The sequence below is a fragment of the Latilactobacillus sakei genome (genome assembly GCA_002953655.1).
Taxonomy (GTDB): domain Bacteria; phylum Bacillota; class Bacilli; order Lactobacillales; family Lactobacillaceae; genus Latilactobacillus; species Latilactobacillus sakei_A.
In genome coordinates this window covers 89925-111191 of the sequence record CP025839.1, presented here as the reverse complement: position 1 = coordinate 111191, position 21267 = coordinate 89925, and the positions used below count along the sequence as shown (strand labels likewise).

The following is a 21267-nucleotide window of genomic DNA, read 5'->3' as shown; positions in this document are numbered from 1 at the left end:
AAAAATATCGCGAAACAATCATTAATCATTAGCTTCGGCAATGTTTTGAAAGTCGTAATAGTTTGATTAGCGATTGGTTATCGTGAAGGTGATTGGCTTTTTAAGCGGGTCATAACCCTTGGTTGCCGATACCTGGACTAAGCGATAGGTATCCGGGTCAAGATGAGTAATACGAACCTGCCCATGTTCATCACTCTTCAAGTTTTCAATAAGAACTCGGCCACTTTGATCTTGTAATTCGTATTTCGCACCTACTAGCGCTTGGTTCGTATTACCGTCCACTTGATTTACGATAACCGTTCCTTGTAACTGCTGGCTTTCAATTGTTACTTGTTCAAGCTGCGTCGCTTGTTTGATTTCAATTATTTGATGCTTAGTTTGTTTTTGGTACCCTGGAGCAGCTGTAATTTGTACGAGCCGGTACTGACCTGGAACTAAGTTCGCTACCACAACCTGGCCAGTTGCCCCTACAATAATTTGTTGGCGGACAACTTGGCCAGTCAACGTCTCTAATCTGAAAGTTGCCCCAGCAATCGCTAATTGCGTTTTTTGGTCCTTATCAGTTAACAAAAAGCTCCCGTATTTAACGTCAGGTTTTTGGGGTTGGGCGTTAATTGCAACTACCGCCGTTTTTTGATCAGTAATGACAACCTTCTTGACTGTTGGGTTAAGCTCATAACCAGCAGGTGCCTTGATTTCTTGAACCGTATATTGGCCCACCGCTAGTTTGGTTAATTTAATCTGGCCCTGACTATCAGTCTGATAATAACCAACTTCCCGACCACTTTGATCCTTAACCTCAAAATACGCTTTAGCAATCGGTGCGCCCTTTTGAGTTGTATGTTTAATCAATAACTGACCCATCTGTGCTTCATCCGTTACCGTCAGTTGCGTTGCTCGCGGTGATTTCTCAGACAATGACACAATTCTTGGACTAGACGCTAATCGATAACCAAGTGGGGCTTTTACTTCAGTCACGCGATAACGCCCAGGTTTTTGATGTGCTAACGTCGCCCGACCGCTTTGATCTGTTTCAACTTTAGTCTCCTGCCCAGTTTGGAGTGACTCGACTTTAAAAATAGCACCTGATAGCGGCTGCCCTTTTAGATTTATCTTATTAATCGTTAAAGTCTGCAATGGCATCTCAACGCGATTAGCCTGTAATTGTAGCTGATTTTCACCATACTGACTGACTTCTAATTGTCCTTGTTCAAACGCCAATTGATAACCAGTCGGTACTTGCAAGACTTCAACACGGTAGTGACCCGTACTTGCATTAGGCAAAATAATTTGCCCAAAACGATTCGTTATCAATTCCCAAACCGTTTGGCCTTGATCATCTGGTTGCTCAGCCGTTAACCGGATTAAAACCCCAGCAACCCCTTGAAGATGATTATCTAAAACTCGAATTTGCAACGGATTAATTGGCGCCGTCACTTCTCGTTTGTCGGTAAAACGGACTTGATAAAGCCGTCTTTCATGTGCCTTAATTGTTACAAATTGTGGCGTTTGATCTAACTGATAACCAGTAGGCGCTTGTCTTTCTTGAATCTGATAGCGCCCAGGTTTTAAGTTCGTAAATCGTAATTGGCCGGCAGTCGTTTTTTGTGTTTGCTTCTGCCCTGTCGTCAGATTTGTCAATTCAAAACCTGCATTGTCCAATCCTTGTCCTTGTTGATTGGTTTTGTGCACGATGATTTGTTGTTCTTCAGTCACCTTTAAACGCTGATTTTCAACGATCAATTCGGTATTCTGAGCACCATTCGCGCCCACATTTGCGGTTTGAACTGTCGTTAGCGGTTCATACCCCTCAGTGGTCGCGGTTTGTTGATAGGTCATTTGCCCTGTTGGGACCTGGCTTACTGTTACTTCACCATCTTGATTCGTTTTTTGTGAGATAAAGACCGTTTGTCCATTATCCGCCGGTATCGCTGTCGTTAACGAAAAAACGGCATTCGCCAACGGTTGCTGGGTGATCGCATCACGAACTTTAAAAGTAACATCAGCTACCGTTCGTTGCAATTGCCAATCCACTGTGTTTTGGTGGTCATTACTGATGGTCAACGACTGAACACGCGTAGTTGGCTGGTAGCCTACCACAGTCGTTTCTTGGGTTACTTGATAGTCACCAACCGGAATCGCTGTCACAGTTACTTTACCAGTCGCGGTGGTCGTCACTGTTTGCTCATAACTTTCTTTAGAACCCACTCGCTTGAGTTTTAAACGAACGCCTGCCAATGGTTTACCTTGCGCGTCAGCGGCCTTCAAAGTAACGTCATGACTAGTATCAGTCCGTTCTATCTGATGAATAAATGAAATATCAGTTGTCGCTTGATTGAGCGTTATTTCCTGGGAAATATCAGCTAATTGATAGCCATCTGGGACCTTGACTTCCCGAACTTGATAGCGACCTGCTGGTAATTCACCAATTGCTACTTGCCCATTATCATCAGTTTGGACAGTCCGCTGTTGTTCATTAGCCATCGTCGTAATTTGATAACGTACATGCGGTATTGCTATCCCTGATTCTGAGAGGCTCTTAATCTTGAGAGTTTTAGACTCACTAATTGCCTTAAACGTCGCTTGGGCCGTTTCATCTTTAGTGACTGTTACGACTTGATCATTAGCACCCACAATCCGGTAGTTAGGTAACATTTTCGCAACTATTACCCGATAATCTCCTGTTGGCACACTGGTCCAAGTTACCTGACCGTGATCATCCGTTGTCCCTATTTTTTCGTACGTCTTATCTTTATCCGAATGCATTTGCAGTTGAACACCTTTAAGCGGTGCACCTGTTGTCTGATCCGTTACAGTAGTTGTGATTTGGCCACTAGTCTTAGCAAAAACTACCGTCGTCGTCAAAGATTGATTAGCACTAACGGTAACTGTTGGCGCCCACTGAGCCTCACTGCCCTCCGGATGGGAAACTACTTTTAGTTGATAACGTCCAGCCGGCAACGTCAATTCTGCCCAACCGTTCTCATCACTAGCTGGTCCAATATAACTCTCACTTGTTTTCTGATTGACTGCCATCAAAACCACATTGGAGACAGGGGTCCCATCTTGCAATTGGGTCTTTACAACTAAATTCCCCTGTCTGGCATCCGTATAATATAGGTGATACAGGTTATCACCATTCTCCTTAATTTCAATCAATTCATCTGGCTGAGTTAATCGATAACCGGTTGGGTCTATAACTGAACTGACGTGATATTGCCCCGGCATAATGCCACTCACCGTGTGGCCAGTCAATGTATCAATAACTGTCTTAAAAAAACCTCGATTGTCAGAACTTAATGTATAGTTGTATTTACCATTCACCGACTTCAAATTGATTTTAGCATTGGGAACAGCCTGCTTATTATCGTCAATCCCACGAATGACAAAAGAGTCGATTGGAGATTGTTTCTTAGTATCAGTTGTTGTTGCTAGTGCCGCTACATCTAAAAGGCTCAGCATTAAGCTAACAACTGTCAAAATAACTGTTAATTTCCGAAAATAATGCTGTTGCTTCAATTCTATCACCTCATTCTATTTCGTCTTGAACAGCGTAGACCCCTTGTCCTGCTAATGCACCAAAGATGGCACCGACTTGAGTTGTGGCACCACCAGATGGTGTATTCGGGCTCATACTTTGTTGAAACATTGCAATATCTTTTTCAACCTGAGCATGGTGTTTGAGAAAATCAGCTTGATGTCGATCCTGATTTGCATTACCTTGCCCTTGTTGTGTTTCTTGTTCATGCTTCGTTGTTTTGGCGTGTTTTTTAATCGCTTTTTTAGCGTGTTTATTGACACTTTTTGAAGTAGTTGTTTTTGTTAATTCGGTCGTTTCAGCTTGGTTCTGAACAGTTTGTTCACTAGCCTCTAGCGCCGTTGTTTTATCGCTTGTATTAGTCGGCTGTTGCGCCGCACCGTTTGTCTCATGGGTATCTTGTTGCGTTGCAGGTACTTGTTGCGCCGTTACTGGCGATTGATTAGTTGTCTGTTGGGCGGGCTGTGTCTTTGAGACCGGCTGCTCCACTTGAACAGACGAACTTGAAGATGACGAATCTGATGATGACTCGATTGTCTTAGTGGGATAGTTCTTGACTGTAATATTCAATTCGTTGCCCGTTAAAGCATTCGAGTTCTCTTTACCAACAGCGGTATCGGCTGCTGATACTTTTTGAACTTGCTGCACCAAAAATGTTTGTGAAAAACGGTAAACGCCTAAACTAAGAATTGTTAGGGCGAGGATTTGTTTGCCTGATTTCATAGTTTCCCCTTCTTAATCGCGACCACTAGATCCCCAAATTGTTGCCAGTTCAAAATAGTAGGCGGATTTTTCCAAATTAATTGTTCGCAGGTCAACGTGCTTGAATAAAAATCAGATAGATAAAGATCCGTCCGTTCATCAACGGTCGTTTGCACTTCGATATTCAGATTGTTAAAGTAGTTGACTGTTTTCTTCATATATTGATTATAAAGTTTGCCCTGTGAGAAATCCACACAAATATAAACGCGATCTTTTAGTATTTCAAGCGGAATATTTTCGATGCACGCAAACATATAATCATAATACAAACTGGCTTGTTTCCGCCAATCTAAATCCGTTTCTTGCTTGGTGGTGAATAATAAAATAATTTGATGAAATAGCGGGTTAGCTTCTGCAAAATAGGTCAATTGTTGTTCATCAATAAACGTTGTCGGTTCTGTATAAAAGGTTAAATGTTTCGTGTGAATTTGATCTAAATCATGAGCCAAATTAGCTAAAACCCTTTGCGATTGGGGGCTATGTGCTTCATCTTTCATCAGCATATTTTCAACTTTATCAACGAATTGGCTGGTCTTTTGGGCGACGCCATTTCTAAGATTGGGGGCTAAATAGTCAATTTCAAGTGGGACGTAACTTTCAGTAAATAAGAACGTCAGCAAACCTTCTGCTTCCACTTCTAATGGTACTCGCAAAAGCTGATAATTAGTCGTTAACATGTCCAGCACTGGTTGCCATAACGGCGCCTGTTGCAGCTTAAAGTCAGGATCTAACAAGTGTTCAGTGAGATCATTTTTCCCGCGTAATCGTAAGGATTGAACCTTAAGGTAAATTTCTATCTTCGTCACTGTGGTGGGTAATAAATTAATCTGAAATTGATTTCCCAGCGTCGCTAACATCTGATCGACGCTCTCTTGGAATATCGCCAACGGTTTTTCAATCCCATTAAAATAACTATAATAAATTTCAAAAATAAACTGACGAATCTGCATTTCAGGACCAACCAACTGATTCTTTTTAAATTGGAGGTTAAAGTGATCCGCAACTTCCGCCATTTCCTTCCGTAATTCATAAAATTTAGTTTTCCCAATGAATAGGGCGTCACAAAAGTCAGTGGTTTCGTTTTTGCCTGGATTCAATAAACTAAATTCAAACATCTTGAATAAGTTAGATTGCTGTAAGTAGTCGAGTCGAATTTTACGAACGATTGATTCACTAATATGACCGCTTTCGAAGATCCCATCCCCGTTAATTCTTAGGTAACTATCAGGACTGACCACCGCTAAATCCGCATTAACTGTCTCCACATATTGGCTAAGCTTAAACTTAGATAAGCCCAACAACTTCATCGCGCGGTTCACCGTTAGATAGTAATCACCATGATCTGCGACCAATTCCAACAAATAATATTGATAACGATAATTCAAATCTAGAAATTCATTATGGATTTCCACTCATTTTCCTCCAGATTAGATTTCAGCTTTTTTTTGATAGGCCATTTGGACCATTAATTGGTAAGGGTCGCTACCTTCAACAACCCCACTACGGCCAGCCATCTTATGTGGCCCACCAGTAATCCAAGTGTGCGCAATCGCTAGTTGGTAACGATCCGTTAATTCCTGAATCGGCGTCAATCCCACTGATTTGATAATGGCCAAAGGGACCTTGGCCATGGCATTAATCCCCCCATAAACCACCCATTGGCCAGCTTCTTGTTTAAGCTCATAAAAAGGCAAGGCCACTCGTTCACCAATCGCATAAATGGGCCGTTGGAAATGCTGTGCTTGCTCGTAAATATCGGTATCTGCTAACCCAGCATAGTTTAAGCTAATATAGCCAGCCTCAATTAACTGGGCGACTAATTGATCGAGTTGTTGTTGATGCACACTATTGACTTCTAATTGTGCCGGTAACAAATCCTTTTCTTCAAATAAGCCCGTTGCTGGTTGAACTTGGGAAATAATTTTAGGTTTAGCGGTTTGTCCGGCTAAAGGATGGGGGGCCGTTGGGTCACCACCCAGTGCTTTTTCAACGTATGGTGACACATCGACAACCGCGTTGCGCCCTCGATAATAAAAATAAAGATTCATCACTGCAAAATAGAGTAACACTAAAAAAACAATTAGATTAGTAATACCTCGTCCAATTGCTTGTGCTCTAAAGTAGTAAATACTCTTATATAATAAGTAAAAATCACCAATTAAACAGATGATTGAAAAAATTCGGTTTTTAACCCGATTATTAATGTTTAAGTAGCCAAAATAATGATTAATGATATCCAAAAAAGATAGCATTGCGCATTCCGCCTTTCAATATTAACAGCAGTTCGCTATTGCGTTGCACTACCACTAGTAGCTTTAGCCGTATTAGGGACCGTTGCCGTTGATGATGCTGTGCTACTACTGTTATTAGTTGTTGTTTGATTATCGCTGGTTGTATCGTTTGAATCGGTTGGTTCATCATTTTGCGTTGTATCAGTCATGTCACTTGAGCTAGTTTCCGTCGTATGTTCTGTACTTGATTGTTCTTGATCTGTCGACGTTGCCGTTGATGATGCGCTACTTGATACTGATTCTTCTGGTTCGCTAGATGATTGTGCACTTGTTGTCTCATTACTTTCTGAATGGCTCACTGATTGACTACTGCTTACACCACTTTGTGAGCTTTCTGAAACGGACGTCTTTTGCTCCGTCTTAATATTAGCGACCGGTTTAACAGTATTAACAACGACGTTCGTGGCGCTCATCGCAATAATTAATGAAATAATCGCTGCTGGCGGCACGATTGGGGGCGTATGAAATGCCATAACACTCTTCCTTCCTATCTACTCATTTTCTTGACAGTCTTCACAAAGACCGTATAACTCAAATTGATGGCCTTCAACTTGGCAGTTGGGGAGTTGATCACTGAAAAAATCCAGTGGACACATCTTCAATTCAATCACCTTGCCACAATTGCGACAAATAAAGTGATGATGATGACGATGTTCAAAATCACACTGATACTTCACGTGGGCCTGTTCGCCTTCAGTTTGTTGCTCGACTAAGCCAAGCTGTTCAAAATCTTTAATATTACGATAAATGGTATCGTGACTCATCCCTGGAAAAATCGACCGCATATGATCGTCAATTTGAGTCACTGGAATATAATGATTTTCGTATTGCGCTAAATAAGTCAACATTTCGCGACGTTGCTTTGTGATTTTAAACCCGTTTGCTTTTAAAACGGCCAGCGCCGTCGTCATTTCACTCATTTTAATCGATTCCTTTCTTAATACCTGCTATTCAGAATAACTGATTATAGCATTAATCGTCGTCATTTTAGTTTTAAATGGTTTAATTGCTACACACTATTATTATACGCTCTTATAACGGTCCGTGACGAAAAACAATTTCCCCTTTTAACAAATTTTAATCAAACTCGAGTAAAAATAGTTGCAATTAACCCGGTCAAGCGTTATGATATTACTCAGATGGTTTTTAGGAAACCGTCTTCATTGGCCTTCTACCAGTGTTTTAGTTATTTGAAGGGAGATTTTAATTATGCAATTACAAAACAAAACTAATAATTGGTATCACGTTTCACTTGATACGCAAACTCAAAAATTTATCGCAACTGCAACGAACAATGAAAAAATCAGTGCAAGTGGTATTACAATTGAACAAGCTGTCCAAAAATTAACATTTAAAGTGAAACAACCTAACCGTGCAAACAAGCAACAACTTGCTTAAGCACTAAGTATTGAAATAAAAGCCGCCCAAAACAATGTTTGGGCGGCTTTTTTTATGCTTGTCGTAACTGTTCAATAATTGCCGTTAATGTCTTTTGCGTTGCTTGCCAATCATCATTCACAATAATTTGTGCTTGATCATGTAACGGCCCTGACACCATTAAATCGCGTTTAAATTCCGCACTCGCAATCCGTTTTTGAATAGCTTCTGGTGAATCGTTACGCTTTTCTAAACGACTAATTAGAGCTGTTGCTTCCGACACGGTTAAAAACAAGACCGTGACTTGTTTACCAAAAGTTTCCAGATAAGTCTGGGCCCCTTTGGTATCCACGACCAAGCTAATTAGTGGTGACTTATCCCATGCTAAGTCGAGCGCTTCATATGAAGAACCATATTGATAACCTGAATAGGTTACAGATTCAATCAAGTGTTTTTGGGCGAGTGAGGCTTCAGTTTCAAAATAGTAATCTACCCCATCGACTTCGTTATGCCGTTTAGGCCGCGTCGTATGCGTTACGACTTGGGGAATTTGGTACATTTTAGTTAGCCAATGACTAACCGTTGTTTTACCACTACCGGTGGCGCCTGTAATTACTAGTAACTGTTTTTCTACCATTTTTATCCCACTTTTCATCTATTTCAATTAAAAAAGTTTGACCCTTCCTTCTCAGGGAGAGCCAAACTTTTTCTGTTTAATATTGATTTCTTAACTAAATTCGACGGCCAAAGTCAGGTTTATAATATTGCATTGACATGGTTGTTACGCTTTGACCAGGTGCTGGTGCATGAACGTATGAACCGTTACCGATGTAAATCCCAACGTGATGTGCTGAACCAACGCCACCCCAGAAAACAAGGTCGCCCGGTTGTAATTCTGATAATGATACTTGTGTCCCAAGTGTGCTTTGTGCTTGTGATGTCCGTGGTAAGCTGATACCAGCCATCTTAGCTGCATACATCACTAAACCTGAACAGTCAAAGCCACCAGGTTGTGATCCACCCCATGCATACGGTGTGCCGATAAATTGTAGTGCGTTTGAAACTAATGAGCCTGTATTCGCAACTGGTTTTGTTGTTGCTTTTGAAGCTGAGTTATTGTTGTTAGTTGGGGTTTTTGTGCCAGCATTATTATTTAATACCGGTTCTGTCTTACTATCATTTGATGATTCATTCTTAATAACACTTGTTGTTGATTCTGATTTTGTTGCCGTTTTTGGTGCTTGGGCTTTAGCAGCTTTGTCTGCTTCAGCTTGTTGCTTGGCAGCTTCAACAGCAGCCGCTGTTTGTGAGTCTAATTGACTTTGTAAGTTCGCCAATTGTGTTTTGTGACCTTCAACTTCTGTTTCAAAATTCTTTTGTTCTTTTTCAGCATCGTCTTTTAAAGTCACTAATTTAGCTTGATCAGCCTCTAATTGTGATTTGGTTTTAACTAAATCTGCTTTTTTAGTTTCTTGCGTTGTTTTTAAAGTTGCCAATGTACTTTCTGAATCACTCACAGCTGTCATCGCATCTTTGCTAGCTTGGTTTAACTTACCCACCACGGATGCACGACTCATCATATCTGAGAAGTTGTCACTGTTGACGATGAAATCAACGTAGACGTTTCCTGAAACACTGTTCCCAGCTTCTTTTTGAAGGGCAACGGCTTGTTTCTTCATCACGCTCTTGCGGGCTTGTACTTCAGCTTTAGCTTTTTCAATTGATTGATCAAGGGCAACGATTTGTTGGTCAGTTGACTTGATATTGGCTTTAGCATCATCAATGGCAATTACCTTGTTAGAAACTTGGCTATTGATTTCTGATACCTTATTTTGAGCAGCATTTAATTTCGTTAACAAAGCGGCATTTTCAGCACTAGTTTTCGTAATGGCAGCTTTTGTATCTGTTACTGAATCGGCACTAACAACACCTACGCTCATTGCAACCGGTGCACTGATTGATAACAACGCTAACGCACTGACCATTAACTTACCTAATTTTTTCACTTTGTCCACTCCTGTTTTTTATATTCAAATGATTTAATCTTGTCTATATTTATTATCCGTTTAATAGTGTATCATTCAACTGTTACAGGACTGTTACAAGTAAGTTACTATCACGAGTCGGTGTCTGCTATATCAATGTTTTTAACCGTTAACAATTCCTGAATCCGGGCCCATTGTGCCTGGCCAATTAAGACGGCAGTTTCGTCTCCATTTGCATCAACGACTTCGTAGGCTAACGGCTTAACATTTACCTCTTTAACAATCTGATTAAACATCTTTTTGGCATAAAGCGCCTGAATTTTTTTAGTTTCCAACATAGCCACCCCATTATTCATTTTAACTAAGCTTATCATAACTTCTCCCAAGCCCGTTTGATTGTGTTTCAATCGCTTTCAGCTTAAAATAAAACTATCTTTTAGGAAATGGGGTTTTAAGATGCAAATTACAAGACACGACCAACCACTCGAGACAATTGGGACACCACCTAAAGTTGGTGAGCAATTACCTGCTTTTGAACTGGTCGATGCCCACAACCAAACACGATCAACCCAAGAATTATTGGGTAAGCGAACATTAATTAGTATTGTACCTGATATCAATACACGTGTTTGCAGCATTCAAACCAAGCATTTTAACCAAGCCGTTGATCAATTTACAGATATCAACTTCTACACCGTTTCAACCAATACCGTTGAACAACAACAAGCCTGGTGTGCCGCTGAAGGTGTTCAACTGATGCAACTGCTCTCCGATGAAGCCTTAAGTTTTGGTAAGGCCCTCAATTTATATGTGCCTAGCAACAATACCTTACAACGGTCAATTTTAATTGTCGAAGCAGATGGCACAATTAGCTACGAAGAATTAATCGTTGAACAAACTGACGAACCGAACTATGCAGCGGCACTTGCATTTTTAAAAGCAGCACACTAATCTATCATGACTACCTAAAGCCACACCAATGTTGGTCGTGGTTTTTTTATTAACCCGATTGTTCAACCTATCACGTGACTGATGTGATATGGTGAACAATATTGATTTGCCTTGGGGCTTGGCGTATTATACCTATACCAGTTACTTAAATTTAAACTTGAAGGAGTCGCAATGACGACACTTAGCAACGATCTTTTCCAGACCTTTAATAAAGTCATTCATCACTATCGCCATTATTATGGTATGCAATTTTCATCCCATCATAAATCGGTCAGTCAAATTCGCATTTTAAAATTACTCCATCACCAAAATGGGCAAATGCAAAGCACGCTTGCCCAAACCTTGGCGATTCGCCCCTCTTCGTTGACGGAATGCCTCAATAAGTTAGCTGCCAAAGATTATATCAAACGTCAATCTGATGAACACGACAAACGTGTAACCCACGTTTTTATTACACCAGCCGGTCGCGCCATTATCCAAGAAGCTTTTGATGGTCGCGATGAATTTACAGAAACCCTATTCAGCAGCCTTTCAAGTGAAGAACAAGCGACCCTTAATCAGCTCCTCACCAAATTAGAGCACACCTTATCGGATACTCAAAATTTCGATTTTATGGCTGAATTTAAAGAACGTTTGCACCACACTAAACTTTAAGAAATGATTTAGGAGGTTCTCATGCGCAAAATATTAGAATATGCTCTGGCGGGGGTTTTTGCTTTTCTCTTTAGTAGAACCTTCATCCATCGCATTGTTTTACCCACACTCTGGGGTTATCCCCGCTTAACGCGTGTGATGGCCAGATTTCCCAAGACAACCGTTCTATTAATTCTCTTTTTAACCCTCGCCCTTTGGTTGGGATGGATTCAGTGGGACTTAAAACGGCTTTCACCGATTTATGGATACTTGATTTATAGCGTCTATCTTCTGTTACTTTTCATCGTCCTCTTTACAAAGGCCAGTGTTTACCATGCTGTCAGCTTAAATCCGTTCGATTTTATCAGTCATGATCGGCGCACGATTTTAGAGGCTTTATTGAACGTTATCTACTTCGTGCCACTCGGTGGACTTTATAGTTTAAAAGCAAACTTCACCGAGACCAATATCATCGCCTTACTCACCATTTTAGGCATTGAGGTCCTTCAATACGCCTTTTATTTAGGCACTTTTGCTATCAGTGATATTATTCTCAACTGGGTGGGTTGTCTCATTGGCTTCGCTTTATTCACCATTGGTGCCCGCCATTTTAAACAAACCATTAAAACTAGTGCATAAAAAAGAACGCCGAACAAAAATAATTTTTGTTCGGCGTTCTTTTTTAGACTAGCAATCGTTGATAAATTTGTTTACTCATCGTGACTAACGACGGAGTCGATTTATATTGGTTGGATAGCAAAATAATCCCTGATGCTCCATTTTGAGCCATCTGAACATGGCTTTCAAAACCCGCTTCAATACCGTGACTAGTGAAATAATCACGATAATTATAAACGCCACCTGAATATTGTCCATTGTTAGTGTGTCGTAATTGCTGTAAGTACTTCGCTTTAAAGACCCTACCTTGCACAATCGCTTCTTCCACTTGATACAAACTGCTAGCAGTTGCATAGAGGTTGCCGGTCCCTAGTTCACGCGTATAGATATAGGCTGGATCTTCTATTTCTGCACCGTACGCTCCGTTTTTTTGGTAGGCGTAAGCAGTCGCATGTTGTGGGTCTGTAAAGTTAGGCATGAAATTAAATGATTGTAAGCCTAACGGTGTAATGATTTGTTGCTTCATTAAGTAATTATAACTTTTATGCGTAACCTGCTCTAGAATACCCGCCAACAAGACATAATTAACCGGTGAATAAGCATGTTGCCCAATCTTCTTTACCTGTAGATGCTTCAGGGCAAATTGTAGACGCTGTGCATCGGTTTGAACCACCTTAGGTGCAGTGGTTTCAAAAAGGCCCGAACGCATGTCCAACATCATTTGTAATGTAATTCTATCAGCGTTAGGGATCTGAGGGTAAAATCGACTTAGTCGATCTGTTAATTTTAATTGCCCCTTTTCAACAGCCTTCATGACAAGTGCTGCGGTAAGTGATTTCTGTACCGAACCAATTTGATAAGTCGTTTTAGGCGTCGTAAATTGTTCACTATTTGCGTATCCACGACCACCTTGATAAATGACATGGTTATGGCGGACGATTAAAATGGTGCCACTAAAATTATTAGTTGCTAACTGTTGCTTTAGATATTCTTGTTCGGGTGTCGTTAACTCGTTAACAACCCGATCATCGATATCGTTTCTGTTGACTTTGGCACGCTGAATATCTAATTGTTTTTTAGTTAACTTCAATTGCGTTTGCACGTTGGATAAAGCCTGGGCCTGACGAACAAACTGTCTTCTAAAATAAAAAGTTAAACTGACCCCTAATACTAAAACACAAATCGTTAAAGCGATATTAATTTTCTTTTTCTTCATCTGCTTCACTACCCAGTGCTAGTCGTCCCTTCTTAAGTACTGTTAAATCCGTGCCAAATTGATAATAGAGCGCTTCGCCGTTTGCAACTTCGACCCCATCAATGGCCTGATCCGAAATTTGTTCGATGACTTTAATCAAAGCCCGCAAAGTCGAGCCGTGCGCGACAATCAGCTGATCTTGCCCAGCTAATAGGCCCGGCACCACTTGATCTTGCCAATAAGGCAATAACCGTTGAGTCGCTTGCGCCAAACTTTCACCGCGAGGCCGACTTTGGCGCGGCACTAAGCGATAGCGGCGCGCTGTCGATGAGCGAATTAAAAGTGGTGGCACTGCTGTATAACTCCGGCGCCACCGCGCTACTTGGTGGACACCAAAAACGGTTCTCGTCGTGTCTTTGTTCAAGCCACGCAAAGCCCCGTAATGTCGTTCATTCAAGCGCCAACTCTTGGTCATTGGTAACGCCAGTTGATCGAGTTCTTCTAAAACAATGTAACTGGTCAAAATTGCCCGTTTTAATAAAGACGTGTGCACGTGACTAAATTGAAAGCCAGCGTCTTTTATCTGCTGTCCGACTTGCTGGGCTTGTTGTTGCCCTTTTGCAGTGAGCGCCACGTCCGACCAACCGGTATAGGTCTTCAGTTGATTAGCAACACTCTCGCCGTGTCTAACAATTACTAAATTCGCCATTTCTTAAACTCACTTTTCACGTAACTTAAGGCCTAATTCAATCGACCGATCTACTAAAACAGATTGTGAATCAACTACTGGAAAATCGTGGTCAGGTGCCCATTCTTGTGCCAGTGATAATTCTGTACAACCCAAAATAATCGCGTCGCATTGTGTTTGCATTTCCGCTAAAATAGCATGATATTTTTCAGGTTTCATCTGTGATTGACCCTTGATATCATTGAAAATCAAATCCATTGTCCGTTCTTGCAAATCAAGACTAGGTTTCACCACTTCATAACCTTCAGCTAACAACGCTTCATCATAGATGCCATCAGTGACGGTCCCTTTAGTCCCCAAGATACCAATTCGCTTGGCCTCTGGATACGTCGTTTGAATACTCTTGACCGTCTCCCGCGGCATATGAATAATCGGTGCTGAGGCAGCCGCTTGCAAGTCGTCGTAAAAATAATGTGCTGTGTTGCAGGCAATCACGAAAAAGGCTGGTTTCAAAAGACTTTGTTGTTGGATATCTTCCAATAAATCAGGTTCCGGACTTGGTTGACTATGGTCCATTAAATATGTTGACCGATCAGGAATCGTTGCGTGGTTAACCACGATATAATTCAAGAAATCTTGATCCTTAGTCGTTGGTGTCCGTTGATTAAGAAGTCTGATATAACTTTCGGTTGCCGCCGTTCCCATACCGCCAAGCACTGTAAAAAACTGTTTCATAGTCGCAATCACCCTTTATTTTCTTTAAAATAACGTGCGAAATTCTTACGATAATTGTGTAACATCCATTGCGTTAATAGCCAACGTTTAGGGTTGTTATCTTTTGCATATTGGAAAGTCGTGCCATAACGACCAGCTTTAATTAAGGCTAAAGCTTTTGTTTTATCTTCGTTATCACGGGCGTATTTTTCAAAGACACCCTTTGAAACACCTAACCAAAGCGCTGCTTGATCATTGTCTTTATTGGCATAAACCGTTGCTTGGTCCTTCAATTCGCCTGTCACGTAATCCTTAACAACCCATTGTGCCAAGTTGTACCCATTCAATGTGACAAAGAAGCTACTCCGCCCTTGACGTAAGTTAATTTCAAATAACTTGTAAGTTTGATCGCGTTCATCGTACTTCATATCAAAGTTGGCATAACCTGTGAACTTGATGGCTTCCAAGAAAGTTTGAATTTGTTTGTAGATTGTCTCATTGTATTCTGGCATAATGGCCACGTAATTCCCGATTGCTGATGGTGCGGGATCCTCCAATAATGGATGACCTAAACACATCATTTTCACTTGGTGATTTTGGTCAACATAGGCATTTAAAACACGCATCCGACTGTCATCCCCGGGGATGAAGTCTTGTAAAATCAAGTCTGATGTGTAGCCATTATCGTAGATTTTTTTAATAATCATATCGAATTCAGCTTGTGATTGAATCCGGAATGCTTTTTTACGACCTTCAAAATGAACATCTAACCATTCAACTGAGTTAGCGGGTTTTAACGCCACTGGGTAGCCAAAAGGTTGGTCCACTTGACCATCAAGCACCATTTGTTGCGTAATTGTTTTCGTCTTAGGATAAGGCAAATCGAATTCTTCGCAGACTTGGTAGAAGTTTTCTTTGTTATTCAAACGTTTTAATAAATCATAATCGATGTAAGGACAAATAAAGGCGGCTTCTAATTCTGTTTTATGTTTAGCAATTAATTCAGCGTAACCATCACCACAACCAATTAAGATCACTGGTTCTGTGTGTGTTTGATATTTTAAAATTAAGTCGCGCATCTTTTCAATGAAGACGGGATCTTCACTGAAACCGGGTGTGATTTCCACGTCCACGATTTTTGTATAGCGCGTTGGTGCAAGCTCCGCGCCGGCATAAGCTTGTACGGGTTTTCCTGTTAATTCATAGAATGAGCGTGCCATTCCATAAACATTAAAATCACTACCGAGTAATACGGGTGTAAAATTAGCTTCAATTGTTGGCATTACTTTCACCTCTTAGAAATAATGCCTCTAGTATACCACGAACGCCTTGTCGAGAGACATCCTCTTTACCTTTTCATAAATATTACAGAATTGTCATGCGAGCTTTAATTTCGTTAGCTCGTTCGATGGTGAGGACCCTTTGTCGATGCTAAACTAAATTTATCATCTACCGGGAGGGATTATTATGTCAAAGAAAGCGCGTTTACTTGCAGTATTAGTTGGCATTGTATGTGTCGGTTACTTAATTGCAAACCAGTCAATCAACGATCAATCTGCGGCGCAAACTGATCGCCAAGAACGACAAAGCATCCATAAGATGGCCCGTTAATCGTTAAGTGACTATACGACTTTGTTGTCATCTCGTATTTGATTGTAGTACAATGAAGGTACTGAATTTTAAGGATGTGCCAAAATGTCAAATAAAGCAAAAGAATTTTGGAAATCAACATTACAAATTGTCCTATTAGCCGCTGTCATGGTGGGTATTTCACAGTTATTATTAACTTTCGTGATTTCCAATGAACAAGTTTTTGGACCTTCAATGCAACCAAACTTTACACAAAATGATCGGGTCATCGCGCTGCGCCACGCCAAACTCAAACGAGGCGATGTCGTCATTCTCAAAGCACCTGACGCTAAAGGGGAATTCTACATCAAACGAATCGTCGGGATGCCTGGCGATACGGTTCGATTCGATCGCGATCAATTATATATCAACGGTAAAAAAGTCAGCGAGCCTTACCTTAAGGAATATAAGGCTGATTTTTCAACCTACCTCGCTGGTTCAGATTACTTCACGCTCAATCCCAAAACAAACGGCCCCACTTTCGATCTCAAAGATATTTTAGGTCAAAAGAAAGTCCCCGCCCATCACTACTTCGTCATGGGTGATAACCGGACCGTTTCTAAGGATAGTCGTTACAAAGAAGTCGGCTTCATCAGTGATGATGCCTCAGCTTATAACGGAATCCAAGGCGTCGTTAAGTTACGCTACTGGCCAATTACGAAATTTAAAATCTATTAGAAGTGCGTTGTCAGTGGTTAGCTTTTGAGCATTAGCACAGCTCGGTGAATAACTGCTGTAAGCAGTTGTTTGACGAGTGACGCTAGGCGCAGAAGTCAGTTTCAAAAAGCACGTCTATACTATCAATATTCAAATATCAAAAAGAACCCGGACAAATTAATTTGTCCGGGTTCTTTATTTTTTATAGATAAACACTGATGCCTAGTAAAATCATCGCTAACAGACCAATGGCTAACATCAATGGTAGCACAAACTTCAACCATTTATCGAACGTGACATGGACCATCGCTAAGGATGCTAAGACCAAGCCAGTTGGTGTGATAAATGACATGATTCCTTGCCCCCAGTTATAGGCACTGATAATCACATCGCGGTGAACGCCAACCACGTCGGCCAACGGTGCCATGACTGGCATCGAAAGGACAGCCAAGCCGGAACTCGATGGGATAAAGAACCCTAAGAGGATGAAGACGAAGAACATCACAGTTGAGAAGATAACCCCACTCATGTGTGAAACCCCATTGCTGAGCCAGAAAAGTAACGTATCGCTAATCTGTGCTTGTTCCATAATAATCGTCACACCCCGTGCAAGGGCGATGACCAAGGCGACCCCTAATAAATCAGAAGCGCCGGCCACAAATTCACCCACGAAGTCTTTTTCCGACAAGCCAGAAATAAAGGCTAAAATAAAGGTAATAGCCAAGAATAAGGCCGAAATTTCATTGAAGAGCCAGCCCCATTCCTTAACGCCAAAGACCATGATGACAAAACCGACCGCAAAGATGATTAACATTAATTTCTTCCGAAAATCAAACTTCGGTACGACGTTATTTTCTTGATCACCCAAGAAATGAGCTTCTAATTCTGCTTTTTGACTATAAATTAATGATTTTTCAGGATCCTTCTTCACCTTTTCAGCATAGCGAATGGTATAGAAGATACACATCGCCGTTCCGATGACGAGCATCACGATTCTGAGGCCCATCCCTTCGGTAAAACTAATCCCGGCAGTGTTCGAGGCGATAACGACTGAGAACGGGTTCACCGTTGACGCCATAGTCCCGATTGAACTACCCAAATAAATCGCAGCGATTGCGACCAGCGCGTCATAGCCGGCCGCCATGAAAATGGGCACTAAAATGGGATAAAAGGCAATCGTTTCTTCGGCAAGCCCAAAAGTGGTCCCTCCCAGTGCGATTAAACTCGTCACAATCACGATCAACCAAGCTTCACGGCCTTTTAACTTCTTCGATAGGGCAGCCATTCCGGCCGCAAATGCTCCGGTTTTATTCACGACGCCCACAATTCCCCCTAAAATAAGGACGAAGGTAATAATATCGATTGTTTCAGCCAAGCCTTGAATTGGCGCATTCAAGAACTGCTTAACCGCCCCCAAAAGGCCGGTATTGGCTTTTTTCAAATGTTGATACGTATTCGGGATCGCTACGGGTTTGTATACGGAGCCATCCTTAAATTTCGCTAAACTCGTATTAACATGGTACTTCTTGAGTGTTGCTTGCGTCCCGGGAGCCGTTGATTCACGGCCAGTCGGGCTAGTAATGGTAAAATTATTGCTTTGGGTATTATATTGTAAACTTGCGTACTTCCCAGACGGCATGAAATAGGTCAAAATCATCACTAATAATAAGACCAATAAGATCACCGTATAGGCGCTTGGAAAAGTAAAATGATGTCGTTTCTTCGTTGCCATTGTCGCTCCTCCTTTATAAATCACTGGTATACCTCTAATACTAGAAGATTATGGCAGTGTCGTCAATCAATTACCCGCTTTATTTAAACCGCTTTCTATTTTTTAACCTTGGGTTTGCACTTAATCTGTGCTAGAATGACACAAAGCAAAATAAGGGACGACAGAGAGCGTCCTTTTTGGAGGAAAATTGAATATGAAAACTATCACGGCACACAGCCAACATCGATTAACAAGCTACCAGTCTAAGGTGGTCGCCTCGACGACCGCCGGGTTCGGACTCGAAAACATGGACGTTATGTTCTTGTCTTTCGCCTTATCGTCCATCATCGCTGAGTTACACCTCAGCGGTACCCAAGCAGGACTGATCGCAACGATTACTAATATCGGGATGTTGTTAGGTGGCGTTTTTTTTGGCGTTTTAGCCGATCGTATCGGGCGCATTAAGACATTCACCTACACGATTTTTATCTTCGCCTTTGCCACGGCAGCAATGTATTTCGCAAATTCACTGACCCTCATCTACTTTTGTCGCTTTTTAGCCGGGATTGGCGCCGGTGGTGAATATGGGATTGGCATGACCGTTCTTGCGGAAAGCTTTCCCAAAAAGCAACTCGGGCGCGTTTCGTCATACGTCGGTGTTGCCGGTCAATTAGGGGCGATTGCCGCCTCACTCTTAGCCGCTTGGGTATTACCCCAATACGGCTGGCACGCACTATTTCTATTCGGGTTATTCCCAGTGATTATCACCTTCTTCATTCGGCATCATTTAGTCGAAAGTCGCAACTTTGACACCGACCAAGCACGACCTAAAGGCCAAATTAAGGCGCTCTTCAAAACGCGTCAATTAACACACCAAACGTTAGCTTTAATGGTCATGGCAGTCGTTCAAATCGCTGGGTACTTCGGGTTAATGAACTGGTTACCAACAATGATGCAACAACAGTTACACCTCAGTATGGCTGGCTCTTCAACCTGGATGCTCGCAACGATTGTCGGGATGTCAGCCGGGATGTTAACCTTTGGTTGGATTCTCGATCGTATCGGCCCCCGTGTTGCTTTTAGCGGCTTCTTACTCGCTTCTGCAGCCGGCGTCTATGTGTTGACCTTACCTAAAAATATGACCGGCCTCCTGATTGTCGGCGCGCTTGTCGGCTATTTTTCAAACGGGATGTTTGCCGGCTATGGGGCGATTGTTAGTCGCCTCTACCCCGCCGAAGTTCGGGCAACTGCCAATAACGTCATCATGAATGTTGGTCGCTGTGTCGGTGGGTTTTCAAGCGTCATTATCGGTTGGTTACTGGATCACTATTCCATTCTAATCGTTATGTTATTCATCTCGACGCTCTATTTAATCAGTTTCGTCGTGATGCTCACCGTCCAAAATTTAAAAGCAGAACGCTATTTTAACCATCTGTAAAAAAAGAGAGTGTTATATAAGTCGGGTATATCCTGAGGATTAACCGAGAGTGGCGAATGATTGCTGTAAGCAATCGTTTGACATTCGATGTTAACCACAAGGATATGACCTATAGAACACGTTTAGACTATAAAAATTCGGATATCAAAAAAGGGTGTTGGGACAAAAATAAATTTTGTCCCAACACCCTTTTATTGTTTAAACGCACGCTTATTTTTATAAACTGCCACCGCGGACTTCTGCTATGTTACCAACTATCGTAAATGCTAGCGGGTCCACTTCGTGAATTTTATTAATGATGTGTTGGTAAGCCTGATTTTCGACCACTAACATCAACATTTGCTTGTCTTCGTTAGAGTAACCACCTGTTACGTCAAAAATTGTCACGCCGACATCAGCTTCTTCAACCAGATGTTCTTTAATAGTTGCTAATTGTTCGTTGCTCATCACGTAGAGCACTTTTTTTCGGTTAAGGCCCGTTTCGATGTAATTCATCGTAATCAATGTCAGAATCGATGAACAAGTCGCTAACATAAAGGTTTCGAAACCAGAAACAAAAACATTGGCAAAACAAACTAATAAATCAACGACCAACAAGCTTAATGCTGGTTTGATATTGAAATACTTCTTAAAGATTAACGGTGGCACGGTTGACCCGCCACTAGATGCATCAATTCGATATAACAAGGCGATTCCGGCAGCATACACCACACTCCCGATAATAATCGCCAACAGCTTATCTTCAACCACCATCGCCTGTGGGGTGATGGCCAAACAAACTGGTAACATAAAACTACCAAAGAGAATTCTTAACGTGGTTTTTTTATCGAGGAGAAAATAAGCTAAGATCAACATCCCAATGTTGATCACCAAGACCACTGTCGAAATTCGCCAGCCCATTAATTCCTCTAATAAAATTCCCACACCGGTTGCCCCACCGGCTGCTACTTCGTGGGGGGCAAAGAAAAGTTGAATCCCAATCGCAATTATTTCTAACGCAATTAAGATTAAACCCATTTGCAGCATCGTCTGTTTCAAATTTGATAAACGCATCGCTTCACTCATTTCTTTTTTGGATTG

At 41.6% G+C, this 21267-nt stretch carries 20 protein-coding genes and 1 pseudogene; 6 read left to right on the top strand and 15 right to left on the bottom strand.

Going from position 1 to position 21267, the window contains the following annotated elements; all coding sequences use genetic code 11:
* Window positions 1-66: 66 nt before the first annotated feature.
* The 6 genes and pseudogenes from C0213_00550 to C0213_00525 all read right to left on the bottom strand — a co-directional run bounded on the left by C0213_00550 (window position 67) and on the right by C0213_00525 (window position 7511).
* Complete coding sequence (locus C0213_00550; protein ID AUX10991.1) at window positions 67-3519, bottom strand: hypothetical protein; 3453 nt, start codon at window positions 3517-3519, stop codon at window positions 67-69.
* A gap of 10 nt (window positions 3520-3529) precedes the next feature.
* Window positions 3530-4261, bottom strand: a complete 732-nt coding sequence (locus C0213_00545) for a hypothetical protein (protein ID AUX10990.1) — start codon at window positions 4259-4261, stop codon at window positions 3530-3532.
* 977 nt (window positions 4262-5238) lie between these two features.
* A pseudogene (locus tag C0213_00540) lies at window positions 5239-5712 on the bottom strand (hypothetical protein).
* Window positions 5713-5727: 15 nt separating this feature from the next.
* Entirely contained in the window at window positions 5728-6552 is an 825-nt protein-coding gene (locus tag C0213_00535) for a hypothetical protein (GenBank protein AUX10989.1), read from the bottom strand.
* 35 nt (window positions 6553-6587) lie between these two features.
* Window positions 6588-7064, bottom strand: coding sequence for a cell surface protein (locus tag C0213_00530; protein ID AUX10988.1), 477 nt, complete (start codon window positions 7062-7064; stop codon window positions 6588-6590).
* An 18-nt stretch (window positions 7065-7082) separates the two neighbouring features.
* Window positions 7083-7511, bottom strand: a complete 429-nt coding sequence (locus C0213_00525) for a transcriptional repressor (protein ID AUX10987.1) — start codon at window positions 7509-7511, stop codon at window positions 7083-7085.
* Window positions 7512-7800: 289 nt separating this feature from the next.
* Between C0213_00525 and C0213_00520 the strand changes: the two genes are divergently transcribed.
* Window positions 7801-7989 (top strand): hypothetical protein, encoded by a 189-nt coding sequence (locus C0213_00520; GenBank protein AUX10986.1) that lies wholly within the window; start codon window positions 7801-7803, stop codon window positions 7987-7989.
* A 52-nt stretch (window positions 7990-8041) separates the two neighbouring features.
* Here the strand turns inward: C0213_00520 and C0213_00515 are convergent, their stop codons facing one another.
* The 3 genes from C0213_00515 to C0213_00505 form a co-directional block, all read right to left on the bottom strand.
* Window positions 8042-8605, bottom strand: a complete 564-nt coding sequence (locus tag C0213_00515; GenBank protein AUX10985.1) for a guanylate kinase — start codon at window positions 8603-8605, stop codon at window positions 8042-8044.
* A 94-nt stretch (window positions 8606-8699) separates the two neighbouring features.
* The gene (locus tag C0213_00510; protein ID AUX10984.1) at window positions 8700-9974 is read right to left on the bottom strand and encodes a hypothetical protein; all 1275 of its coding nucleotides are present in this window, start codon (window positions 9972-9974) and stop codon (window positions 8700-8702) included.
* Window positions 9975-10084: 110 nt separating this feature from the next.
* A complete protein-coding gene (locus C0213_00505) occupies window positions 10085-10288 on the bottom strand; it encodes a hypothetical protein (protein ID AUX12782.1) in 204 nt (67 codons plus the stop codon).
* 121 nt (window positions 10289-10409) lie between these two features.
* Between C0213_00505 and C0213_00500 the strand changes: the two genes are divergently transcribed.
* From C0213_00500 to C0213_00490, 3 genes are all read left to right on the top strand, one after another.
* Entirely contained in the window at window positions 10410-10904 is a 495-nt protein-coding gene (locus tag C0213_00500; GenBank protein AUX10983.1) for a 2-Cys peroxiredoxin, read from the top strand.
* A gap of 171 nt (window positions 10905-11075) precedes the next feature.
* Window positions 11076-11558, top strand: coding sequence for a MarR family transcriptional regulator (locus C0213_00495; GenBank protein ID AUX10982.1), 483 nt, complete (start codon window positions 11076-11078; stop codon window positions 11556-11558).
* Window positions 11559-11579: 21 nt separating this feature from the next.
* A complete protein-coding gene (locus C0213_00490; GenBank protein ID AUX10981.1) occupies window positions 11580-12176 on the top strand; it encodes a hypothetical protein in 597 nt (198 codons plus the stop codon).
* 43 nt (window positions 12177-12219) lie between these two features.
* Here C0213_00490 and C0213_00485 read toward each other — a convergent pair whose 3' ends face one another.
* From C0213_00485 to C0213_00470, 4 genes are read right to left on the bottom strand one after another with little or no spacing between them, the layout of a single operon-like run.
* The gene (locus C0213_00485) at window positions 12220-13371 is read right to left on the bottom strand and encodes a penicillin-binding protein (protein AUX10980.1); all 1152 of its coding nucleotides are present in this window, start codon (window positions 13369-13371) and stop codon (window positions 12220-12222) included.
* Complete coding sequence (locus tag C0213_00480; protein AUX10979.1) at window positions 13352-14059, bottom strand: phosphoglycerate mutase; 708 nt, start codon at window positions 14057-14059, stop codon at window positions 13352-13354. Before C0213_00480 ends, C0213_00485 begins: the two co-directional genes overlap by 20 nt.
* 9 nt (window positions 14060-14068) lie before the next feature.
* Window positions 14069-14773 (bottom strand): aspartate racemase, encoded by a 705-nt coding sequence (locus C0213_00475; protein ID AUX10978.1) that lies wholly within the window; start codon window positions 14771-14773, stop codon window positions 14069-14071.
* An 8-nt stretch (window positions 14774-14781) separates the two neighbouring features.
* Window positions 14782-16035 carry a carboxylate--amine ligase gene (locus C0213_00470; GenBank protein ID AUX10977.1) on the bottom strand — a complete coding sequence of 418 codons (1254 nt, stop codon included), beginning with the start codon at window positions 16033-16035 and terminating at the stop codon, window positions 14782-14784.
* 412 nt (window positions 16036-16447) lie between these two features.
* On the opposite strand from C0213_00470, the gene lepB reads away from it, so the two are divergent.
* Window positions 16448-17059, top strand: a complete 612-nt coding sequence (gene lepB / locus C0213_00465; GenBank protein ID AUX10976.1) for a signal peptidase I — start codon at window positions 16448-16450, stop codon at window positions 17057-17059.
* A 181-nt stretch (window positions 17060-17240) separates the two neighbouring features.
* Here the strand turns inward: lepB and C0213_00460 are convergent, their stop codons facing one another.
* Window positions 17241-18770 carry a hypothetical protein gene (locus tag C0213_00460; protein ID AUX10975.1) on the bottom strand — a complete coding sequence of 510 codons (1530 nt, stop codon included), beginning with the start codon at window positions 18768-18770 and terminating at the stop codon, window positions 17241-17243.
* A gap of 193 nt (window positions 18771-18963) precedes the next feature.
* Between C0213_00460 and C0213_00455 the strand changes: the two genes are divergently transcribed.
* Entirely contained in the window at window positions 18964-20187 is a 1224-nt protein-coding gene (locus C0213_00455; GenBank protein AUX10974.1) for an MFS transporter, read from the top strand.
* Window positions 20188-20403: 216 nt separating this feature from the next.
* On the opposite strand, the gene C0213_00450 is transcribed toward C0213_00455, so the two are convergent.
* The gene (locus C0213_00450; GenBank protein AUX10973.1) at window positions 20404-21240 is read right to left on the bottom strand and encodes a YitT family protein; all 837 of its coding nucleotides are present in this window, start codon (window positions 21238-21240) and stop codon (window positions 20404-20406) included.
* Window positions 21241-21267 lie beyond the last annotated feature (27 nt).